We start from the raw sequence: 24428 nt of genomic DNA, 5'->3' as shown, positions 1-24428 counted from the left end.
AGGCTCCCCAGCCCCACTGAGTTACACTTTGGCTTTGCTGGTGTTGCGTTTAGCCTGATATTTAGGATTCATCAGGTTTTCAACTGAGAGAATGTCATCGAGTTCTTCAACCGTTAATAAACCGCGTTCGAGTACCACTTCACGGACATTTTTACCCGTTTGGGCGCAAATTTTGCCTATGATGTCACCTTCATGGTGGCCGATGATTGGGTTAAGGTAGGTCACGATCCCGATAGAGTTCATCACATGGGCCATGCAGATCTCTGGATTTGCTGTGATACCTTCAACGCATTTTTCACGTAGAGAGATACAGGCATTGCCCATCAAACTGAGCGACTCAAACATCGCCTGTCCAATCACAGGTTCCATTACGTTAAGCTGTAATTGGCCAGCTTCGGCAGCCATAGTGATAGTGATATCGTTGCCGACAATCTTAAAGGCAACCTGATTGACGACCTCAGGGATCACAGGGTTAACCTTGGCTGGCATGATGGAGGAACCCGCTTGCAGCTCAGGAAGATTAATCTCCTTCAGACCTGTACGTGGACCCGATGAAAGTAAGCGTAGGTCGTTACAAATCTTAGACATTTTGATCGCCATACGCTTAATTGCACTGTGCAGCATAACGTAGGCACCACAATCGGATGTCGCTTCGATTAAATCTTCCGCTGGCACATAGGCGCGGCCAGTAATGTCTGCCAGATACTTAATGGCTAATGCGGAATAACCGACAGGCGTATTGAGCCCTGTACCAATGGCGGTTGCGCCTAAGTTCACTTCTAACAACAGCTCTTGGCAACGCTTGATGGACTTAATTTCTTCTCGCAATGTAACAGCAAAGGCATGAAACTCTTGGCCTAAGGTCATAGGCACGGCATCTTGCAATTGAGTGCGGCCCATTTTTAAGATGGTTTTAAACTCTGTGGCTTTAGTGTCGAAAGCGCTGATAAGGTCGGTTAATGCATCTAACAGAATATCGGTACTGTTGATGACCGCAATACGGAAACCTGTTGGATAGGCATCGTTGGTCGATTGGCATTTATTAACATGGTCATTAGGGTTGATGACATCGTAACGGCCTTTTTCTAGCCCCATGATTTCCAGTGCAACGTTGGCTAATACCTCATTGGTATTCATGTTGACTGAAGTGCCTGCGCCTCCTTGATAAACATCGACCGGAAATTGATCAACAAATCGACCCGTTGTAAGTATCAGATCGCACGCTTCAATAATTTTGTCAGCGATTTCAGGACTTACAGCGCCTAATTCACTGTTAGCCATGGCAGCGGCTTTTTTTGTTAGCATCATGCCACGGACTAATTCAGGTACATCGGAAATTTTTTGATTACTCAGCTTAAAGTTTTCGATGGCACGCAGTGTATGTATGCCATAATAAAATTCATTGGAAACTTCTTTCGTGCCCAATAAATCTTCTTCGATCCGTACGCTATTAGTATCTTTCATTTCGATCCTATTAAATCCAATTAATAGTAAGATATATCTCCGAGTATTGAGTTGTGGATGTGTACAATAAGTATACGTAACACATCAAGAATAACTCATCGAAAACATGAAGGAGAATCGTCTCCTTGACTATCGAAGTAGATCTTAACGCTTTGGCAATAACAGGATTAGGATGGTGATCACTTAACTGTATGAAATAGTGTATTTCTTTTTTTTCTTAGATAAGTCTCTCAACTCGGATCACTAGTGTGAGCCATTACTTTTTGATGCAAATTAGCTATAGATTTGTTATTCGTTAACCAATCGGCGACATATTTATTCAAGTGTTTTTAAAATTAAATAAACCATACGATATTTAATTGTCACTGCGTCAATAGCGAATAATCATTGATTAGTTAAATCTACTCAATAATAAATGCATGGTGTTTTCCTTAAAGTTTAAATAATCAATTAGATAACGCTAAATATGTTATTTCATTTTAGTGAGAGCTATCACAGTGAGGCTTAGACAATAGTGCACACTGTGGGCGTTTATTATTAATCAAAGGATGTAAGCATGAATTTTCCAATGCGTAAGCTTTTGCTCTCGGTCACTTTAGGGTTATTTCTCTCCTCCGCGGCGCAGGCGCTTCCACAGGTACGTATTATTGCCACGGGTGGCACTATTGCGGGAGTCGGACAATCGGCTACTGAGTCTAACTATCAGGCTGGTGAAGTGGGCATTAGTAGCTTAATTGCAGCCGTGCCTGAAATGAAACAACTTGCCGATATTCAAGGTGAGCAACTGGTTAAAATCGGTTCGCAGGATATGAACGATAAAGTTTGGCTAGCCTTAGCCAAGCGCATCAATCTGCTATTGGCTGATAAAGATGTCGACGGTATCGTCATTACCCATGGTACTGATACCTTAGAGGAAACGGCGTATTTTTTAAATCTCACCATCAAGAGCGATAAGCCTGTAGTACTGGTTGGGGCAATGCGTCCATCAACCGCCATGAGTGCCGATGGCCCGATGAATCTGTATAACGCAGTCGCGACCGCCGCTAACCTCGAATCTAAAGGTCGAGGCGTGTTAGTGGTGATGAACGATACCGTATTGAATGCCCGCGATGTGACTAAGACTAACACTACAGGTGTACACACTTTTGCCGCGCCTAACTTTGGTCCACTGGGCGTTATCCATAACAGCAAGATTGAGTACATGGGCAAAACTGAGCGTCAACATACAAGGCAAACGCCTTTTGATGTTAGCAAACTCGACAAGTTACCGCAGGTAGGCATAGTGTATAACTACGCCAATGCCAGCGATTTACCTGTCAAAGCTATGGTTGAAGCGGGTTTTGATGGCATAGTCAGCGCTGGTGTAGGTAATGGTAATATTTACCACTCAATATTTGATACCTTAGCTAAGGGGAGTCAAAAAGGCACCTTAGTCGTTCGCTCTAGCCGAGTGCCCACAGGCGCAACCACGCTTGATGCCGAGATAGACGATGCTAAATATGGCTTTATCGCAGCAGGTAATCTTAACCCGCAAAAAGCCCGCATTTTACTGATGCTGTCGTTAACGCAAAGCAAAGATCCACAGCAGATCCAACGTTGGTTTCAACAGTTTTAAGATTCAACTGCGTGATAAAACAAAAGCCCTGCGAATATTCGTAGGGCTTTTGCATTTTGCATTAATGGCTTACCTGTGAAGTGGTTTTTTCACGAGGCATGAGTCGAAATATCTAAACTTTGGTGTGATTTTTAAAGCCAAAATTGTGAGGGTTCAACTCAGATTTTCAATCAAGATATTGCTCTGTAATTAGATTTAAGAAAGTGCTTGGCTAATTAAACACTCAATATTTCGCTAATATATGTATACCATTCCACAGTAACCATTAAATCCACAGCTGTTTCAGCTTCCTTCCTCGCTCATTATTTTTCGGCATATTCTGACTATATATCAAGGCGATAAACTATTTTTAGTACGGCATAAGGTATTGATTTTGTGACTTAAAGTGCTTTAGGTACTATAGTGAAAGCTTATTTTATCTGAAACATAGGTGAGCGCTTCCTAGGTTTCTTGTTTGATTTTGGGGGAAAAGTGCGAATTTTAATGAACAATTTCAAGGTAATTAGTTTTGTGCGTCAGTGGTTACTGCTGGCGCTTTTGAGTATGGCGTTGCCACTGCAGGCGAGCGAAGATCCGCTGTGGATGGGAACGACAGGCTTGCCTATGAGTGAGCGGGTCCATACCGGTGAACTTGCCAATGGTATGCGTTATTTATTGGTGAGCAATAAGACGCCGGAGCAGGCGGTCATAGTGCGGATGCGGGTGGATGTAGGCTCTTTGGTCGAGTCTGATGCCGAGCAAGGATTAGTGCATTTTCTTGAACACATGGCCTTTAATGGATCGACCGGATTGGCTGCGGGGGAGATGATGCCGACATTGCAGCGCCTTGGCCTGAGTTTTGGCGCCGATACCAATGCTGTGACTGAGTTTCAGCAGACGGTCTATCAATTCAACTTGCCAAGTAATAGCCAAGATAAAATCGATACTGCTTTGTTTTTAATGAGAGAAATTGGCAGTAATCTATTACTCGACCCAGCGCTAATTGAACGTGAAAAAGCGGTGGTGTTGTCTGAGCTGCGTGAACGTAGCGGTGCGGATCTTGAGAATTACCGTAACCAATTACAGTTTTTAATGCCAAACACATTGCTGTCAAAGCGCTTCCCCGTGGGTGAGGCGAACAGTATCAGTAATGCCAATCGTGAGGCGTTGCTGTCTTTATATCAGCGTTTTTATACGCCCTCACGCACCACTTTAATTGTGGTGGGAGATATCGAGGTAGCCGCGGTAGAACAAAAGATAAAACAACAGTTTGCCAGTTGGAAAGCCGCGCCTTTGGCCGCTAAAACCAAGGAACAAGCTATTGGTACTGTCGCAGAGCGCCAAAGTGTCGATGCGGCGGCATTTTTTGATCAAAGTCTGTCAACGTCAGTTTCCCTTGGCATGCTAAAACCCATCTCAGCGATTACCGATAGCCCTGCTGTGCGGGAGCAGGAAATGTTGCTCGAGCTTGCCCACGGCATCTTGTATCGCCGTATGGAGTCGCAATTACTGCATAGCCAAGGTTTATATGGTGTAAACCTGCAGGTTGGACCGCAGTTTGATATTGCCTATGGCACACAAATGAGCCTAGGTACGCAGGAAAATAACTGGCAAGAGGGAATCGCACTCTTGGAGAAAACCCTGCGTCAAGCAAAAGAGTTTGGTTTTAGCCAGCAGGAAATTGACCAGCAAATCAAACGTATGCATAAGGGATATCAGCTAAGTGTCGCGGGTAGCAGTACCATTCACAGTGTGAATATTGCCGAGAGTCTAGTGTATTCGGTGGCGGGCAATCGCGTCCCTGTCGAACCCGATTGGCAGCTCGCATTTTTTGAAAAAATAATGCCAACAGTGACACCGCAAAAGCTAAGCCAAGTGTTTAATCAAACATGGAACACCACGCCGTATTTGTATCTGACGAGCAATAAGTCTATTGAAAATGCTGAAAAACAGCTTATCGCCAGCTACGAGAAAAGCCGTAAACAAGCGGTGAGCGCACCATCAATCAAGGCGATTGATGAGTTTGCTTATACTCAGTTTGGCGAGCAAGGCAAGTTAGTGGCCGATAGTCGCGATAAGGAAACGGGGATTCGCCAACTGCAATTTGCCAATGGCGTGCGCCTTAATCTTAAGCCTACCAACTTTAACAAAGGCACCACATTGGTCAGCCTAAACATTGGCTTTGGTGAAGTGCCATTCCCTGAGTTGGATGGTTTGTCTTATCTGTTTAACAGTGCGTTTGTGCAGGGTGGGCTCAAGGCCCATGATTATGACAGTCTGCAGGATATTTTTGCGGGACAAGATATTTCCATCAACTTAGGCCTGCGTGAGCAAAGTTTTGGCGGCGAGATTAGCACTAATGCCGCAGAGCTACGCACGCAGCTTGGCTTAATGACGGCTTATTTAATTGAGCCGGGTATGGATAAGCAGGCTGAGCAATTGTTTCGTGAACAAGTGATTGCCGAGCAACAAAGTATTCATAGCAACCCACAATCTGAGTTTTCTAATCAGTTTGCCCGTATCTCCCATAATGGTGATAAACGTTATGGTTATGGTGAGCCTGAAGAAATTCTCAAACGTCACTTTGGAGAATTAGCGCCGAGTTTCCATTCGGCCGTCGAGCAAGGGGCGATTGAACTCGCTATTGTGGGTGATTTTGATGAGGCGAGTGCCATTGCTGCTGTGGCTGAAACGCTTGGCGCCATTAAGCGTAGCCCTATTGCTAATGCTCAGTCGATAGTACCTGTGTTTCCGAAAGTGCCCGTTCAGAAAACATTAACGCATTATGGTCAACTGGATATGGCGGCACTTGCCATGGTGTGGCCTACAACGGACATGACTCACTTGAGTCAACACGCGGGATTGGGTCTGCTGGAGCAAGTGCTAAGCATTCTATTAACGGAAAACGTGAGGGAGAAAGCGGGCGCGAGTTATTCACCATCGGCCTTTTCTTACAACGATTTCAATGCCAGCGGTTATGGTTACTTAGGTTTGTTTAGCGTGACGACTCAAGCTATGTTGCCAACGGTTGCCGAGTATTTCACCGTCGCAGTTAAGCAAGTTAAAGCGCCTTCGGGGATCAGTGAGGACTTACTTAATCGAGCCCGCCAACCTGTGCTTGAGTGGATGCAAGCTGCGCCGCAAACCAATGGTTTTTGGTTAGATCTCACCTCAACTGCCCAGAGTCATCCTAGTCGTTTTGCTGCCTTTAAACAAAGGCAAGCGTTAGCGCAGCAGATGACAGTTGCAGAACTTAATAAATTGGCGCAGCAATATCTGCAAGATGATAGCAGTTTAATGATCCAAGTCCTTCCTGCACCGCCAGAACCTCAGCAATGAGTGTTGGGCTCATAGAATAGTAGACTGATCATTCACCGACATATCCCCTGTGGTCGCAAACCGCAGGGGATATTTTTCTACCCCTTTCCTCCTCTATCTTCTTTTACCAACTTTTATTTCACGTTCGTGGTGTTATGCCCACCCATAGGTCGTCAATGGAAATACCTGTTGTCGAAAATGCCACTCACAGATCTGCGCGAGTGAAACTAGGCTAGGCGCAACTTATGTGTGAGATGGCTAACGGGGTGAGGTATATGTTTCGATATCTATTGTGCAGTTTTTGTCTGGTGCTTTTGTACCCGACAGGGATAGATATGTACTTGGTCGGTTTGCCGCAAATTGCGCAGGATTTAGGGGCGAGTGAGGCGCAGCTGCATATTGCTTTTTCAGTGTATCTTGCGGGCATGGCGACCACTATGCTGTTTGCGGGGAGCTTAGCCGATAGGATTGGGCGTAAACCCATTACCTTGTTTGGCGCATTTTTGTTTGCTATTGCCTCTTACTTTGCCGGTAGTGCGCAAACCAGTGATCTCTTTTTAATGGCACGCTTTGCACAAGGCATTGGTGCGGGTTCTTGCTATGTTGTGGCTTTTGCGATTTTGCGTGATGTATTAGACGATAAGCGCCGAGCAAAAGTGCTCTCTATGGTCAATGGCGTGACTTGCATTATCCCTGTGATAGCGCCTGTGATAGGCCATTTAATTATGCTTAAATTCCCATGGCCTAGCCTATTTAACACTATGGCGGGGATGGGATTAATGGTCTTAACCCTGTGTATTTTTGTATTACGCGAAACCTATCCTAAACAGCAATTTCACACCACAGTTGAGCTGGGTGGATATAAAGAATCCTTTAAACAGCGGTTTTTTCTCAGTCGTGTGGTGATAACGACTTTAGGTGTGACCACGATTTTAAGCTATGTAAATGTCTCTCCCATGTTGATCATGGGGCAGATGGGGTTTGACCGTGGACAATATTCTAACACTATGGCTATGACAGCATTTGTGAGTATGGTGGCCTCATTTTCGACGCCCGTTTTGCTTAACCTGTTTAAAGAAAAATCCTTAATCTTGTTCTCTCAGACATTATTTGCCGCCGCAGCACTGGTATTGATCTTGACTCAATTGGGCGGGGTTAGTCAGTCATTCAATCTGCTAGGTTTTGCTTTTGTGTGTTCGGGCTTTGCGATTGGATTTGGGGTCACCATGAGTCAGGCGCTGAGTCCATTTGTTACTCGGGCTGGGGTTGCCAGCTCTTTACTGGGAATTGCCCAAGTGTGTACTTCAGCCTTGTATATTTGGGTGATGGGTCTGCTCGAAGTGAGTGCGATTAATATATTATTAGTGATCCTCGCTGTCGGTGCGCTGGTGAGCATTACACTGATCTTAGCGGTTCCTAAATTGCCGGAAATTGTACTTAATGACCAAATCCCTGAGTCGGCTTGATCTTAACTTATTGTTTATTTTGCAGCTTTTATTACAGGAGCGGAGTGTCTCTAAGACTGCCAAAAAGCTCAATGTCACGCCATCCACTGTGAGTAAGTCGCTGGCCAAATTACGGGATTGGTTTGACGATCCCTTATTTGTCAAAACGCCGCAGGGATTTCAGTTAACGCCATTGGCTCACGGTATGGAGCAGGAGTTATCCGAATGGTTGCAAATGGGTAAGCAACTGATGGCTAAGCGTGGTGACGAGATGACCAAAGGGCTCACCTTCGAGTTGATGCTTGAGTCGCCTTTGTTGCTTATCATGCTTAATGAGCTGACTCAGGCCATTTATACTCAATACCCTGATGCAAAGGTGAAGGTACGAAATTGGGATTACGATTCACTCGAAGCGATTGTGCGTGGTGAAGCGGATATCGGTTTTACCGGTCGAGAAAGTCATCCACGTTCCAAGGAATCCCTTGATTTATTACCCTATTTTATCGATTTTGAGGTTTTATTTACCGATCTTCCTCAGGTGTATTTGCGCCGCGATCATCCCGCCTTGCAGGAAGAGTGGAATATAGACACTTTCTTAAAATACTCGCATATCAATATCTTGTGGGAAAAGAGCGAAACCTGGGCCTTAGATGATGTGCTTATTGAGCTTGGGTTAAGCCGTAATATTGTGCTGACCTTGGCCAGTTTTGAGCAGTCACTGTTTGTCGCGGCAGAGCCTCACCACAGCATGATGGCAATTGCGCCACAATATTGCGAACAATATGCTCGCCAATTACACCCTGACTTAGTGAGTCGCCCCATCCCGTTAAGCGACGAATATCTTGATAAACTCGCTATTCCTTTTACCTTGATTTGGCATAAGAGAAACAGCCACAACCCCAAAATCACTTGGCTGCGAAGCAAGATAAAAGCGATTTACCAACAGCATGATCAAGGCTGTTATTTACTGCATTAACTTGTTTGGGTAATACCCAATTGCTGACAAATATGTTGGATACAAAGTTCTCGCTGTTGGCACCATAGCCCATAGCTGACGGGGATCAGTTTAATGCCCGCGCGCTGTAAGAGTTTATACAGTTCAATATCGAAAAAGTCCGCCCAAGGTCCTGGGTAACCGATTAAATCTATTGCTAAATATTGGTTACCATAGCGGCACAGAATATCCAGTTCTAGCCCCGCCATATGGTAGGCGCGCCAGACTGTTATGCCTTTTGCTTCAATCGCCTGTGCCACTGACTGGCCGAAGCTATCGAGGGCATCGACATAATTGTGCGCCGCTTGAAATTGGCCCGCCGATGCTAAGTAAGTTGCCAGTAAATTATTGTTGGGGAGCTCATGTGCTTGTACCGATAAAAATAGCCACTGCATCTGTTTAGCGCGGGTGATGGCGACATTAAACATATCTTCGCGATTTAAGTACACGGCGGCGCGGCTGTCGTTGGCCGTAATGCTAAACGACAGCAGCATAATATCGCGCTCTTCCCCTTGAAAACCAAAGGGCGTGGCAATCCGTAATTGATGGCGTTCTATTTGCTGCGTGCTAAAGCGCGTGAGGATCTGCTGGGATAAATACTCTGCCTGATTGCGAAAACAGGAGAGCACACCAATGCTGGAAGGCACTAATACATTATCTTGTTCATTAATCAGTTGAGCTAACTTTTGAATTAATGCCTCAGCTTCTATGGCGTTAATTCCCTTACTATCACGGCTGCCAGTAACGTGGACTCTGTGTAAGTGCCCTGAACTCGTGCAGGGTCTGTGCTGCATAATCTTCAGCATGCCTTGATAAAACTGCTGATTACTAAATTGGATCAGCTCAGGTTTACTCCGAAAATGCTCATTTAAAAATACCACTTGGGATTGGCTCGCAAGGGACAGTGACGCTAAGTCGAGCATACTGGCATCACGGTAGCTCATTAGGCCGCGGCAATCCGGGGCGAGTCCGAGTTGGGTCTGGATTTGGGTTTGTTTTGCGCGGGATAAAAACGAGAAATGTCGCAGTTGTTTGCTATCTCCCACCACCAGTGCGGCCTTTGCTCGCTGCAAGGCCGGTAAACATGCGGCAATATTGGCTTGAGTGGCTTCATCAATAATGACTAAATCAAACATTTGCAGCTCCATAGGGAGCACTTTATGTAAGCTGGCAAGGCTAGATAACCAAATGGGAAAGGTTTGTTTTAAGGCATCAAAATCCGTCTTGTAGAAGCCGTCGAGTTGCTTAGCGGACTGCCGAGCGCGTAACGCACTGGCAAAACTCACCAATGTACTGCGCTTATTTTTGAGTAATTGGTTTAATCGATAGTGAGTGGCCAATTGTAAGTATTTGAGGCTTAAGTCTTCTTTTTGCGCGATGAGGGCCGTTAATTTATCGAGTTCATTCCATTGCTGGGCAAACCTTTTTATACCTGCATGGTAAGCCCAGTTGTAAAATCCTAAGCGCCAACGGGATTGTCCTTGTTGTAAGGTCGCCAGTTTTTGGCCGCGACGTATGGCATGGCGGCAATGACGTATAAAGCCCGCTTCCATCTTGACTTGCTGACGAGTCACAGTATTAAGTTGTTGTTTTGCATTGAGTAGCAACCTATCCGAGACGGCTTCATCAGATGCAGGGTGCTGACCATGGAGCATTTCATCAATCTGGTTTTTAAGGACTTTTATAAACTGCGGCGAGCCTGCTCGAATAAGACTGCTCCCAAGCTGGAACTGTTGCTGTAACTTGTCGGCAATCACATCAACAGCAACATCGGTATGGGCGACGATAAGTACCGATTTACCCCTTAATACCTGCTCCGCCGCCACAGTGGCTATGGTGTAACTCTTACCTGTTCCCGGTGGGCCTGAGATCTGCCCCAAAGTATGATTGGCCGCAATCTTTAAGGCCTGAATTTGCGCGCGGCTTAACAGCCCTGGAAGATAAGCCTCTTGCGTGTTTACACTGGCGCTTATTGATGTTGTTTGTTGTGTTTCTGCGAATAGCGCTTTAAGCGGTGCTGATGGTTCAGGCGCTGTCATTAGTTTGTCGAGTTCGTGCAAAATGCCGCGGCTTGCGATCGAACGTTCTGCCAAAATGATTTGGCTTCGACTGACAAGAAACTGCCCACGTTTACGGCATAAGCTAGTGAATTCAGCCTCATCGATCAGCTTGGGAAAATGCAATAAATGACTGGTATCGACATCGGCTTGGCCCGCCCGCAGCCAAGATATCCAGCCACTGACATCCGTTGGATTATCGCGTAAATCTTGGCTTAGGCTATGTCCTTCAACGACTAATTTTTCTAATAGAGCTTCATTGATAGTGAATGGTCCGCTGCCAGCTAGAGTGTTATTACTCTCTAGGTAGAGATTATCGCCGTCAGCCTGTAATTGGCATTCGCGATAAAGGAGTGGTGTCACGACTTTACGTTTTTCGCCATTAAGGTCGACTGCGCCGCAGAAAAACAGACAGCAGTGCAATAATACCTTTTCACGTAAATACAAAGCGCTACGTGCTAGTAATGCACTGGCGGGAGCAAATGGCACAGGCAAGCGGGGTAGGAAGCCACTGCTTAACTCGTCTTCATGTTGGAGTAATAGCTGATCTTGCTCGGCAAGCTTGTGGCTAGACCAGAGATTGATTTCGGCACTATCGTGTTGAAAACATTGTTTGTAGTAGTTGAGAATCCCTTGCAAATCCTATCCATCCCAAAGGCTTAATTGGCGATGCGAGAGTAACCTAATCGCATTAGTCGAACAAGGTTTGTACCGTCTAAAGATAGTTTATCTATAGTCGCTTTAAGCCTAAAAGAGAGGTGTTCGATAGATCAGCCATTTTCTACTGGAGCAGAAGCGTTTTTGAGAAGCGAGCAAAAGTATCAGCAGCCGCATTTGTATCAATTAAGGGCCTGAAAAGTGTGGTTTGTATCACTTTTTTGTGTGTTATTGAAATGTTTGTTAAGTGTTTGAGTTTGTAAAATATTTGTTTTTGTTTTTAGTGGAAATTGCCATTGTTGTCATTGTATAACTGCGTAGATTGAACTGAATTTTTGTCTGCTAATGAGGGAAACAATGATAAAAAGTAAGCTAAAGGGATTCGCTGCGGTGGCTGTTGCCTGTTTAGCGGTAACGGCATGTGGCTCAGATGATAATAATGAAGAGGGCACAGATCAAAATGCCACCTATGTGCAATTCTATAATGCTTCAGCTGGAAGCACTGTTACTGCACTCAAAGTTGCCGATAAAACCTATGAAAGTGTGATCTATGGGGACACTATGCCGCGATTTACGTCGACGGCTGGCGTAACTGCGATTGAAGTGATGGCTAAGGATGCCTCTGATAAAGATATCTCTATTTATAAAGAAAATATCGATTTGAAAGTTGCAACGGACCATTTCTTTGTATTACATGGTGATTTTACCGAACCTAAATTACTTAATATCAACTATTCTCGCACTGAACTCGATAAGCTCAACGAAGTGGCTGAAAACAGTAAAATGCAGCTCTTGATTGCCAATACTGCAGTGCATGCCCAAGCCTTTGACGCTTATGTTTCTAAGTCGACCCAAACCTTTGCCGATGCTGTGATGTTAGGCAGTGTGGCCTACGGTGAAGTGTCGCAGCCGCAAGTGATGGATACGGGTGAATATAAGGTTTACCTCGCACCAGCGGGAACAACCAATGTTTCTTATACAACTGCGAACATTAAATTCAGTTCTAAGGTGCCTTATAAGCTGATTATCCGCGAAGGTTTTGGTGCTTCGGATTCAAAAATCACCTTGGACAGTGTCGATTCAACCACCAATGTTCGCAATCATGTAGCATTAGAAGCGAGTGTCGATTATCGCGTCTTTAACGGTTTAGGTTCGCACATTATCGATGTGAAAGTGGCTAGCAGTAAGCAAGATACTCTGTTTAGCGAAGTGCCATCTTTTGGGGTGACTAGCTATCAAAGTGCTGAGTTTAATGATTTTGGTGTGAGTGTGTTCGACCACGGTACGCAAAATAAATTGCTCGATAATGTGCTTATCACCCTTAACCAAGATGACATTAAAACCATCTTCATCTATGAGCAAACGACCGAGCAGGGCAGCCAAGTGAAGGCGATGGAGATGAAGCAAACTCAGACGCCAAGTCCCTATAGCTTTAAGTTCGACATTGTGAGTTTTGCCGATAAAAGCAATCTAACCGTGTATTTCTTAAAGGCAAATGACACGATTGAAACGGCTGTAAATAAGATCACCGCAGTCAATCCTGCGAGCCCTCAGTCATTGACTGTGCCAGCTGGCGAATATTCTATTAAGGTTATCGCTGTGGAAAACGGTACTAAAACCGTTGTCTATGCATCCGATTTAATGGATTTCAGCAATGAAGACAATGTGACTATGGTGCTGAATAAAGATCCTTCTACTAGCTTTGGTTATAACTTGATTAAGATCTAACCGCTAAGGTGAGTGAACGGCTCTAATAAAACAGCGCTACTTAGGTAGCGCTTTTTTTGCTGTTTTTTTGTGCTCGTTTTAGTGGGCTTAGTAGATTGAGCATTATTGTCTTAGCATTCACTTTTTATTGATTGTGGCTGCGGGGTTAATGTAGGCTGATCGGCAAAAATTAAGCCGAGCATTGCTGTGATGTGAGTAACGCGAGCAATATAGGAAAAGGAGTTCACTGTGATGAGTAAAGGATTTAAAGACGGCCATTTCCAAATTGGTGAAGGCAGTATTAGCGGCACTATAGCGTGTATGTTAGCGATATTATCGTTTCTGGGTGTATTGGCGTTTCATTTTCCCGAATATCTCACCACTCCAGAATTACGCCAAAGCTATAATGTCGATGTTATTCGCAGCTTAATATTTGTCGCCTTAGTGGTGTCGGGCAGTTTAGGTTTATTGAATTTTATTCGAAATAAAAATAAGCGTTTCGGCTTTGTGGCTTGGGTATTTGTGAGTTTAGCGATTGCCTTTGGTGGTCATCAAGTTGAGGTCGAGCCTTTTGCTAATCATAAGGTCTCACTGGGTTTAGATTGGTTTATTTTAGACTTATTAGGCTCAACCTTAATTTTCATTTTTATCGAGAAATGGTTACCCCATAAACCAGAACAGGCAATATTGAGACCCGAGTGGCAAGGGGATTTAAATCATTTTCTGGTGAATCACTTAGCGATTGGCTTTGTATTATTGGTGGCCAACCAATTTGTACAGTCGAGCTTTTCTTGGGCTATTTCCAGCACAGTGCAAAGCTTTATTGCGGGTCTTCCCTTTGTGCTGCAACTACTGTTGATTCTATTGGTCGCCGATTTAATGCAATATGCGGCGCACCGTGCCTACCATGAAATTCCTTTCCTGTGGCGCTTCCATTCGGTGCACCATAGCGCGAAACATTTAGATTGGTTGGCTGGTTCAAGGCAACATATGTTTGAGTTGATTGCTACCCGTTGTTTAGTGCTCACGCCGATTTTTATCTTGGGATTCTCCAAAGACATCATCAGTATTTATGTGATTATCGTTGGCGTGCAGGCGGTCTTTAATCATGCCAATGTGCAGGTTAACTTTGGCTGGCTACGTTACTTAATTGTCAGTCCGCAATTCCACCATTGGCACCATGCTTCCGATAAGGCGGCAATCGACCGTAACTATGCTGCCCATTTTTCTTTTTTAGATTACCTATTTGGGACTGCAGTTCGAGGTCAGAAAGAGTGGCCAGAGCAATATGGTGTCGTGGGCGATTACATGCCTGTTGGCATGTTTAAGCAGCAATTGTATCCCCTTGGTTTAGCGAAGAAAGACACAAAATAATGGCGTGCAATTAGAATGGTTTGTTTTGGAATGATTGTCCGGGAGTATTGGTTAGGTCAACTGAGTAGTAACGCTGAGCTGTGGCGGTTAACTCTGATATTGGGATAGAAACAAGCCCAACACAGCGCTTTGGAACCGCGCTTTGTTGGGCTTTTTGCCGTTCAAACTACAATCGTTATTCGGAAATTTTCAGTTCTTGGCCCGGCTTAATAATACTTTTGCCATTGAGCTGGTTCCACTTCATTAAGTCAGCCAGTTTAACCTTATTCTTACGGGCGATTTTATCCAGCGAATCACCAGATTTCACCTTGTAAGTAGTCGCTTTTACAGCAGGTTTATCGGTCGATGTTGAGGTAGTTGCTTTAGCTTTGGTCGACGACTTATTGCTCACTTTTTTATCTGTCTTCGCCTTGGTTTTAGTGGGTTCAGGCTCATTATCATTGCCCGCCATTGGCGTTAACAGTGTGAGCTCTTGGCCGATTTTTAGGCGGTCCGATGTCAGATTGTTGGCCTGTTTTAATGCTTTCACTGACATATCAAACTTGGCTGCGATTGTGCCTAGGGTGTCACCAGATTTGACGATATAGCTTTGGCTGTCATAGCGTTTTTGAGCGTAGAGCTTGTCTTGATTTTCCTGATAATGACCTATGTTTTCCAGTGGTAAGGCGATTTGATATTTGCCTTTGCTGGGGATTACACCTTGGCGAAAGCCTGGGTTATAGGTTTTAAATTCTGCTTTGCTGAGCCCTGCTGCATTAGCAATCTGGCCAATATCTACGCCATTAGGTGCTGGCACTCTTTCCAAGAAAGGGCGGTTAGCAATAGGGGGGACTTTTAAACCGTAGTGGTTGGGATTTCGAATAATCTGAATAAATGCCAGCCACTTAGGGACTGTTTGTACTCGCTTAGCGGGGATGCCCAGTGACCAAAAGTCCGTAGGTTTGCCCTTGGCTTTGTTTTTATCAATGGCGGCTTTGATCACTAGCTCACCGGTATTGTAGGCGGCGACGGCGTTAATCCAGTCTTTGTCTAAGGTGTCGTATAGGTGCTGTAGATAGTCGAGCACTGCATCGGTTGAGGCCAGCGCATCTTTACGGCCATCGTAGGCAGAATTCACCGTTAAGCCAAAATTACGTCCAGTAGCAGGGATCATTTGCCACAGTCCTGCGGGGCCGTTAGCTTGTGCTAAAGGGTTATAGCCACTTTCGACTATGGGCAATAACGCCAATTCTAATGGCATGTTACGCGCTTCTAGCTGGCTGACTATGTAATATAAGAATGGCTCGGCGCGATCGCCAACCTGATTCATAAATTTTTGTTTATCATCGAAAAAGTTACGCTGTTTACGTACTTCGGCATCATCATGGACGTCAATGGTATTGGCGTGTTGGATCTTTTCCCATACATCGCTGTACTGCTCAACCACTTCGGGTGGTGTTTGATGCTGTTGTGGCGAGTGGTCGTTATCATTACTGACATCACTTGCTGTGGCATTGAATTCAGTGGTTGATGGGCTTGCTGATGTTGTAGCGCAACCGCTCAGTAGGGCCATTAGCATGGCAAGCATAAGCACTGTAAAAGAGTGCGTTTGGCGAAAATGTGTCCGCATGATTGTCCTGTGATGAGTTGACTGGGCATTCCATATTGGTGCACATGCTAATCTGTTTTCGAGTTTCTGGATAGCTCCCCCAAGTTTTACCTATTGTATCAAAGTTGTCTTAAGGCCGATTGTGCCGCCCTTTGATTGCAGATCCTGCGTTTAGCTTTATCGATTTATACGCTACCATAGCCGCGATTTTTCATTAACTTGGGTAGCAAAGTGCAGACGTTAGCGCAGTTAAGGGCAGGGCAGTTACAAGGGATCACACGTTTACAATTGGTTGAGGATTTAACCGAGTTCCCGCGGGAGATTTTTGATTTAGCTGATACCCTCGAAATCCTCGATTTATCGAATAATCAACTGAGCACTTTGCCCGAGGATTTACACCGCTTATCGCATTTAAAGATAATTTTCGCCTCGAATAATCGCTTTGAACATTTGCCTGAGGCATTAGGGCTATGCACAAATTTAGAGATGATTGGCTTTAAGGCCAATCAAATTAAAACAGTGACTGCGGCGGCATTACCGCTGCAAACCCGCTGGCTCATCCTAACCGATAACCTCATTGAGACATTGCCTGCGGCCATGGGCGATTTACATCGTCTGCAAAAATTAGCCTTAGCGGGTAACCGTTTAACAGCCTTGCCCGAGTCCATGGCTAATTGCCGCAACTTAGAGTTAGTGCGTTTATCGGCCAATCAACTCCACGCACTGCCAGCTTGGTTACTCAGTTTGCCCAAACTGACTTGGCTCGCCTTTGCGGGAAATCCATTCAGCCATACCTTAGTCGATCCCCACGCCGATGTGGCCACAGTGGCCACAGTGGTGAATGTGACTCTGGGTGATATCAAGTTGGCTGAGAAGCTTGGCGAAGGGGCTTCTGGGGTCATTTATCGAGGCGATTGGTTGAATCAAGCCATGATAGCCGCGACGGGGTCGGCGCAGATTGCGGTAAAACTCTTTAAGGGTGAAGTGACGAGTGATGGTTATCCCGCTGACGAGTTAGATTGCTGTCTCACAACGGGTGATCATCCCTGCCTTATTAAGGTCGTGGCGCACATTAGCCAGAAAGATCAATTGGGTTTAGTGATGGAACTTATTCCGCCAGGGTTTAGTAACTTAGGGCTACCACCAAGTCTTGTCACCTGCACTCGCGATACCTTTAAAGACGGTAGCGAATTTCGCCTTGATGAAGTCGCCAAAATCACACACCAGTTGGCCGATGCAATGGCGCACATACATGCCAAACAAGTAAGTCATGGTGATGTCTACGCCCATAATATTATGGTTAATCAACAGATGAGCTTATTGTTTGGGGATTTTGGTGCGGCATCAAACTTACGCAATCTATCGACAGCAGAACGCTTAGCGATAGAAGCTATTGAAGTGCGGGCGCTTGGTTGCTTGATTGAAGATCTGTTGGCCTATGTGGATGCATCTGCCTATGTGAGTGCCTCGATTGGCCCTCTGTACTACACACAGTTGAGTGCGATTAAAGACGAGTGCATGCAGTTAGATGTGGCTCAGCGCCCCTGTTTTGCAGATGTGAAAAAGGCTATCGGAGCCCTGTTAAAAGGTAAATAGTGGCTTGCTAATAGGCTGGCTCTACACTTGTTTCAAGTTTGCTGTATTTTATGGTTGTTTGTGTGATTTAAGTGCTCACTATTGAGTTTATCGTTAGGTTATTGTTTTGTTTGGTTGTGTAACCGAGTTTTTACTGGCACTGACTGGGATTAAGCCTATAGGCTGTATACCCAAATAACCTCAAATTGCTTAAACAGGCACTTTGGGGGACTTGGTATTAGTTTTGGGTTCAATCCGGTTTGCTGTTGTCGGATAGGATGTCCGTTGAATAGTAAGAACGATAGGTTTGCATACTATGTTTACACAAACGATGTTTACACAAAGAGTAACTGAACGAGCACGCAGTGCATGCGATATTTCATTAAAAAGCCATTCCCATCATCTCTCAAAGGCGCCCTTATTCGCGCCTTTGCCGTTTCTACTGGCGAGTGTTTTCGCTTTAGCCCCTATGGCCGTGATGTCGGCGGACAAGGTCGACATCATCCCTGTGACGGTCGAGGCCGTTAAAGAAACGTCCTTTGCCGATGTAGTGAATGAAGTCGGTAAAATCAACGCTATCGATTCAGCCACGCTGAACTTTAATGCTAGCGAAAAAATTAGCGCGATTCATTTTAGTAACGGCGACAAAGTGACTAAAGGTCAAGTGATTGCCGAGCAGGACAACATTAAAGCCAAGGCTGATTTAGACAAAGCCAAGAGCACCTTAGCACTGGCTAAAACTAAGCTGGAGCGTATCGAAGACTTACTGATTAAAGAACCCTTTGCGCTTGCTAAGCAAGATGTGGATGAGCTACGGGAAAATGTGAATTTGGCCGATGCGGATTTTCGCCAGAAACAAGCAACCATGAACGATTACCTGATCAAGGCGCCCTTCGATGGTCAGTTGACCAGCTTTAGTCAGTCTATCGGCAGTCAAATTGGTGCTGGTACGGCCTTAGTCACCCTCTATAGTTTAAATCCGGTCGAAGTGCGTTATGCCATCAGTCAGAAGGATTTAGGCAAGGCGCAAAAGGGCCAAAAGGTGAATGTGACTGTTGAGGCCTATGGTAATAAGGTATTCAAAGGGTTAGTTAACTATGTTGCCCCAGCGGTAGATGAAAGCTCAGGACGGGTTGAAGTGCATGCCGCCCTTGAAAACCCTGAGTTTAAGCTTGCTCCTGGCATGTTCGCCAACATCAAGCAGTTCTATAGTCTAGGGATTAAACGTCTATTAGTGCCGCAAAATTCGATTATTGCCAATAACGATGAACGTTTTGTCTGGCTAGTGCAGGGCGATAGCGTAGTAAAGCAAGTGGTTAAACTCGCTCAAAATACGAATGACGGTTATGCCGTCGTGACTGAAGGTTTAGCCGAAGGCGATTTAGTCGTTAAAACGGGTATGCAAAACCTCAAGTCCGATAGCAAGATCAAAGTCGTGCAGGATAGAAACACTGCAGATAAAGCGGCAACATCAAGCGCTGACAAAGGTGCTGATTCAGGCTCAACTCCAAATATTGAGGTGGCTGAATAATGCGTTTACCCGAAGTCTGTATTCGTCATCCTATCTTCGCCTCCGTACTCAGTATTATGGCTGTGTTACTGGGTTTGATTGCCTTTCAAAAACTCGATATCCAATACTTCCCTGAGCATACCACCCACTCGGCATCTGTGAATGCGTCGATTGCAGGGGCGAGCGCCGATTTTATGTCGAGCAACGTGGCCGATAAGTTGATTGCTGCGGCTTCGGGCATAGATAAGGTCGATACTATGTCGACCGACTGTAGCGAGGGGCGTTGCTCATTAACGATTAAATTCAATGATGACACTAGCGATATTGAATACACCAACTTAATGAACAAGTTGCGTAGCAGCGTCGAAGGGATTAACGATTTCCCCCAGAGCATGATAGATAAGCCCACAGTCACCGACGATACCTCGGCCACAGATTCTGCCAGTAATATCATCACCTTTGTGAACGCGGGAGGCATGGAAAAGCAGGCTATGTACGACTACATTAGCCAGCAGTTAGTACCGCAACTCAAACAAGTTCAAGGCGTTGGTGCTGTTTGGGGGCCCTATGGCGGCTCACAAAAGGCGGTCAGAGTCTGGCTCAATCCTGAACAAATGAAAGCGCTGAATATTAAAGCTGCCGATGTGGTGGGCACGTTAGGCTCCTACAATGCCAGTTTTACCTCGGGTGCGATCAAAGGTAAGTCGCGGGATTTCTCGATTAACCCTTTGAATCAAGTTGAAACGCTTGAAGACGTGAAGGATCTGGTGATTAAGGTCAGCGAGGGTAAGATCATCCGTGTGTCCGATGTTGCCGATGTGGTGATGGGCGAGGAAAGTCTGTCGCCGAGTATGTTGTCTATCGGTGGACATAGTGCAATGTCATTGCAGATTTTACCGCTGAGCAACGCTAACCCAGTGACAGTGGCTTCGAACATTAAAGCCGAAATTGCACGCATGCAAAAACATTTACCCCAAGGCTTAGAAATGAACTTGGCCTACAACCAAGCTGATTTTATTGAAGCCTCCATCGACGAAGGTTTTTCTGCGTTGATTGAAGCAGTGATCTTAGTTTCGCTGATTGTGGTGTTATTTTTGGGTAGCCTGCGGGCGGCATCGATCCCCATTATTACCATTCCCGTGTGCGTGATTGGGGTGTTTGCTGTGATGTCGGCGCTCGGATTTAGTATCAATGTGTTGACTATTCTGGCGATTATTTTGGCCATTGGCCTGGTGGTGGACGATGCCATTGTGGTGGTCGAGAACTGCTATCGCCATATTGAAAACGGTGAAACGCCTTTCAATGCGGCGATTAAAGGCTGTCAGGAGATCATTTTCCCTATCATTGCCATGACATTAACGCTCGCCGCCGTGTATCTGCCGATCGGATTAATGTCGGGTTTAACCGCCGATCTGTTTCGGCAATTCTCCTTTACCTTAGCAGCGGCCGTGATGATCTCTGGCGTGGTGGCGTTAACTTTGTCGCCTATGATGAGCGCCTATCTTATCAATACCACTGAGCAACACCCTAAATGGTTTAGCCGAGTCGAGAATGCGCTGCAGCAGTTAAATCATTTGTATATCAATGAGCTGAATAAGTGGTTTGTTCGCAAGCGTTTGATGTTTGGCGCGGCTGTGGTTTTGGTGGGTCTTGCGGGTATTGCTTACTGGCAATTACCCAAAATACTCTTGCCTGCGGAGGACTCCGGCTTTATCGATGTGGCGTCTAATGGCCCTACCGGTGTCGGTCGGCAGTATCATCTCAATCACAATGCTGAGCTTAATAGCGTGATGGACGATCATCCCGCGGTTGGGGCTAACTTGTCTTATATCGAGGGAGAGCCTGTGAACCATGTACTACTCAAACCTTGGGGTGAGCGCAGTGAGGGTATAGATGATGTGATCAGCGACTTGATTACAACATCAAAGGAAAACGTTTCTGCCTATAACATGTCGTTTAGCATTCGCTCAGCGAATAATCTCAATATTGCCAATAACTTGCGTTTAGAGCTGACGACCTTAGATCGGAATAAGGACGAACTCAGCGAAACCGCCGCCAAAGTGCAAAAGTTACTCGAGGATTATCCTGGCCTGAATAACGTGGGCAACTCAGTGCTGAGGGATCAACTACGCTACGATCTGTCTATCGATCGCAACGCGATTATCCTCTCTGGTGTGAGTTATGGTGATGTCACTAATGCGCTTTCTACCTTTCTTGGCTCAGTGAAGGCGGCGGACTTACATGCTACCGATGGTTTTACTTATCCTATTCAAGTGCAAGTAAGCTTAGACAAACTGAGTGATTTTAAAGTGTTGAATAAGCTGTATGTCACTTCTGAATCTGGGCAAGCACTGCCATTATCGCAATTTGTGTCGATTAAACAGACTACGGCAGAATCTAACATTAAGACGTTTATGGGTCTTGATAGCGCTGAATTGACGGCAGATATTATGCCCGGTTATTCAACTGATGAAATCAAAACCTACTTAGATGAACAATTACCGACATTGCTTAATGATGCCCAAGGCTTTAAATACAATGGCGTGGTAAAGGATCTTATGGATTCGCAGGCGGGCACTCAGTCGCTATTCTTGCTGGCATTGGTGTTTATCTATTTGATTTTGGCTGCGCAGTTCGAAAGTTTTGTCGATCCCTTAATTATCTTACTGACTGTGCCCTTGTGTATTGTCGGTGCGTTATTGACCTTAGCCTTGTTTGGCCAGAGTGTGAATATCTATTCGCAGATTGGTTTATTAACCTTAGTGGGGCTAGTGACTAAACACGGTATCTTGCTGGTGGAGTTTGCCAATAAGCAACAAGACCAAGGTTTGAGTGCGATTGAGGCGGCGCGAAGCAGTGCCAAATCTCGTTTAAGACCGATTCTAATGACGTCTTTAACCATGATTTTAAGTGCGATTCCTTTAGCCTTGGCATCGGGACCGGGCTCGTTAGGGTTAGCTAACATAGGTTTAGTCTTAGTCGGAGGTCTGTTAGCGGGCACTTTCTTCTCGTTATTTGTAGTGCCTGTGGCCTATGTCGCTATGGCTGAATTGAAGGCCAAGGATGTGCTTGCTAGACTGCGAAGTGCTTAAGTTGAGTTTTATGCGCTGGGTTTATCGCCCCTAGGCTAAGAGGCATGGGTTCAACTTGCCTGTAAATACGTTATGATTTAAGCCAACGGCTAAACGCGTTGGCTTAATTTTTTGTCGATAACTTAATGATCTTTGTTGTATTTAAGCGAGTGTTTAAGTGCGAGTGGATTTGCCTCATCAGCGACGGAGAGCTGGCATTATGAGTTTGTTACATTGCCTTCATAGGGCTTTTTTATATTTGGCTTGCTCGGCTGGATTGATGTTTGCCTCTCCCGCCATGGCCTCTTTTTGGGATTCCTTATTTCGTAGTGAGTTGCCCGTCGATCAAGTGACTGCACCTGTAGATAGTCCGCGTTTCGAGTTTGTTGGTGTATTACCTGCTAATACGCAATTAGAACTTGTCGGTTATTACGTTTCATCTGTTTGTACCCGAAAGGAAATCCGTTTTCCCAGTGGTGATATTGCTAATCCCTACCGCGCGACATTCGAAGAAACCTCAGTGCTGCGGCAAGTGATTAGCAGTGGTAGCAAAGCGAGTGAGTTTTCGCTGCCCTTAGCTTTGAACGGTGGCGGCGATTGTCAGTGGCGGCTTGAGGATTTAATGCTCGATGTGACAATACTGCCGAACCATCCGTTGTGGCAAAGGGCTAAAGCACTTAAACAACAATACCTTGCTAAGTTGCAGCGCACTTCTGTTGTGGATGCGGCACAAGTTGCTAGCCAAACGACGTTGCCGACTCAAGTGTCACCCCACGATGATTTTTATTTAAGTCATGAACTTAATATCGATCCTATTCATGCGGGTAGCGAGGCGGATAATTCGTTGCTTGCGACTACGCCTTTATCTTTAGCGCCAGTTTACTATCCAGTATTTATTCATTCTCCTAAGGAAGACAAACCCTTCGAGGCTAGGCTGAAAAGTAGTTTGCAGCAAATTTCTAGCCTATGGGCTAGTCCTTATACTCAAGCGGTTCGTCGCGGTGATGAGGCTGTGATGCGGGTGAATTTTAATCCACAGATTGCCGAACAGTATGAGGTCAATGTTTGGTATCAGCCTGATACGGTTGAGGTGAATTATCCCGATGGTACTCAATATACTTATGCTAACGGTGATGTGAAATTGTATGCCTATGGTAAACCTGAATCTCAAATCAAGACGTTAGCTCAGAGTGCCAAGGCCGAAGATAAGCGCTTCTTGGCACGTATCTATGAGCTTGGGCACGCCTTACCCAAGGATAAAATTAAGGCACAGAAATATTACCGTGAAGCCGCTGAAGCTGGCGATATTGAGGCGTTGCGTTGGCTGCGAGATCAAGCGGGTTATGCGGGGCGTGCCGATGAAAAGATCTATTGGCTGGAGCGCGCCGCGAGCTTTGGCGATAACGCGGCAAAGCTTGAGTTAATCCGTTTACCTTTATCGGTTATCGAGCGTGGCTTGGTTAATACAGGTGCGGATAAGGTCCGTGAAACGCAAGCATGGCAGCAGTTAAATCAGCTAGTTGACCAAGGGTTGCCGAAGGCAAGAAGTCTGATGGCGTTTTATCAAGTGTTATCTTGTTCGCCCTATTTTAATGCTACAACGGCATTGGAAAATTATCGCCAAAGCGTTAAAGCTCAACCTGATTTAGCGCGAGATGCCGCCGAAACCTATTATTACTTTAAAGAGGATTTTGAGCAGAGCGAGGAGTTTTGGATAATTGCCGCCGAGCGAGATCTTTACGCCGCCGCTGAACTTGCCAATATCCTGTTATTGGAACCCTATCGAGATACGGTTAACGCGCGATACTGGTTAGAAAAAGTGACAACCTTGGGTGCTAAACAAGGTTTGCAGGCGGATATTCTAGGCAATGCTTACTTTCAGTTCGCAACCTTATTAGATAAAGGCGAGGGTGGACCGGTCGATGCTAAAGCAGCGTTAACGCTTTATCAGCAGAGCATTGAAATGGCAGAGCGGTTTTCAAACGACTATGCAGTAAGGGCCAAGGAGAGAGTGCAAGTGCTCGAAGGGATGCGCTAATAACGTATTGTCGCTAAAGACTCTGTGACGTCAGTG

The 24428-nt window shown here is 45.5% G+C and carries 13 protein-coding genes; 10 read left to right on the top strand and 3 right to left on the bottom strand.

The features are described 5' to 3' along the window. Positions 1 to 21 precede the first annotated feature (21 nt). The gene (gene aspA / locus L5M51_RS11675; protein WP_131524382.1) at positions 22 to 1464 is read right to left on the bottom strand and encodes an aspartate ammonia-lyase; all 1443 of its coding nucleotides are present in this window, start codon (positions 1462 to 1464) and stop codon (positions 22 to 24) included. Positions 1465 to 2020: 556 nt separating this feature from the next. Between aspA and ansB the strand changes: the two genes are divergently transcribed. From ansB to yidZ, 4 genes are all read left to right on the top strand, one after another. Then, on the top strand, positions 2021 to 3079 hold the full coding sequence (gene ansB, locus L5M51_RS11670) for an L-asparaginase 2 (RefSeq protein WP_263172847.1): 1059 nt from the start codon (positions 2021 to 2023) through the stop codon (positions 3077 to 3079). Between the two features lie 483 nt (positions 3080 to 3562). After that, positions 3563 to 6397 (top strand): M16 family metallopeptidase, encoded by a 2835-nt coding sequence (locus L5M51_RS11665; protein WP_263172846.1) that lies wholly within the window; start codon positions 3563 to 3565, stop codon positions 6395 to 6397. 254 nt (positions 6398 to 6651) lie between these two features. After that, positions 6652 to 7842, top strand: a complete 1191-nt coding sequence (locus L5M51_RS11660; RefSeq protein WP_263172843.1) for an MFS transporter — start codon at positions 6652 to 6654, stop codon at positions 7840 to 7842. Further along, positions 7817 to 8797, top strand: coding sequence for an HTH-type transcriptional regulator YidZ (gene yidZ / locus L5M51_RS11655; protein WP_219234529.1), 981 nt, complete (start codon positions 7817 to 7819; stop codon positions 8795 to 8797). The genes L5M51_RS11660 and yidZ overlap by 26 nt, the downstream gene beginning before the upstream one ends. On the opposite strand, the gene L5M51_RS11650 is transcribed toward yidZ, so the two are convergent. Then, positions 8794 to 11511, bottom strand: coding sequence for a DEAD/DEAH box helicase (locus L5M51_RS11650; protein ID WP_263172839.1), 2718 nt, complete (start codon positions 11509 to 11511; stop codon positions 8794 to 8796). The genes yidZ and L5M51_RS11650 overlap by 4 nt on opposite strands. Before the next feature lie 375 nt (positions 11512 to 11886). Here L5M51_RS11650 and L5M51_RS11645 point away from each other — a divergent pair, with 375 nt between their 5' ends. Together L5M51_RS11645 and L5M51_RS11640 are read left to right on the top strand one after the other, a co-directional pair. Beyond that, positions 11887 to 13257, top strand: coding sequence for a DUF4397 domain-containing protein (locus L5M51_RS11645; RefSeq protein WP_173497148.1), 1371 nt, complete (start codon positions 11887 to 11889; stop codon positions 13255 to 13257). A gap of 231 nt (positions 13258 to 13488) precedes the next feature. Then, entirely contained in the window at positions 13489 to 14610 is a 1122-nt protein-coding gene (locus L5M51_RS11640; RefSeq protein ID WP_006083140.1) for a sterol desaturase family protein, read from the top strand. A 175-nt stretch (positions 14611 to 14785) separates the two neighbouring features. Here the strand turns inward: L5M51_RS11640 and L5M51_RS11635 are convergent, their stop codons facing one another. Beyond that, complete coding sequence (locus tag L5M51_RS11635) at positions 14786 to 16219, bottom strand: LysM peptidoglycan-binding domain-containing protein (protein WP_263172836.1); 1434 nt, start codon at positions 16217 to 16219, stop codon at positions 14786 to 14788. Positions 16220 to 16429: 210 nt separating this feature from the next. On the opposite strand from L5M51_RS11635, the gene L5M51_RS11630 reads away from it, so the two are divergent. The 4 genes from L5M51_RS11630 (at position 16430) to L5M51_RS11615 (ending at position 24392) form a co-directional block, all read left to right on the top strand. Further along, complete coding sequence (locus L5M51_RS11630) at positions 16430 to 17794, top strand: leucine-rich repeat-containing protein kinase family protein (protein ID WP_263172834.1); 1365 nt, start codon at positions 16430 to 16432, stop codon at positions 17792 to 17794. A 295-nt stretch (positions 17795 to 18089) separates the two neighbouring features. Further along, complete coding sequence (locus tag L5M51_RS11625; protein ID WP_263172830.1) at positions 18090 to 19304, top strand: efflux RND transporter periplasmic adaptor subunit; 1215 nt, start codon at positions 18090 to 18092, stop codon at positions 19302 to 19304. Then, positions 19304 to 22375 carry an efflux RND transporter permease subunit gene (locus L5M51_RS11620; protein ID WP_263172828.1) on the top strand — a complete coding sequence of 1024 codons (3072 nt, stop codon included), beginning with the start codon at positions 19304 to 19306 and terminating at the stop codon, positions 22373 to 22375. The genes L5M51_RS11625 and L5M51_RS11620 overlap by 1 nt, the downstream gene beginning before the upstream one ends. Positions 22376 to 22574: 199 nt before the next feature. Then, positions 22575 to 24392 (top strand): sel1 repeat family protein, encoded by a 1818-nt coding sequence (locus L5M51_RS11615; protein ID WP_263172826.1) that lies wholly within the window; start codon positions 22575 to 22577, stop codon positions 24390 to 24392. Positions 24393 to 24428 lie beyond the last annotated feature (36 nt).

This window comes from Shewanella sp. SM73 (genome assembly GCF_025653795.1).
GTDB classification, from domain to species: domain Bacteria; phylum Pseudomonadota; class Gammaproteobacteria; order Enterobacterales; family Shewanellaceae; genus Shewanella; species Shewanella oncorhynchi.
The sequence above is the reverse complement of the archived record's forward strand: the minus strand, read 5'-3'. Positions and strand labels throughout refer to the sequence as shown.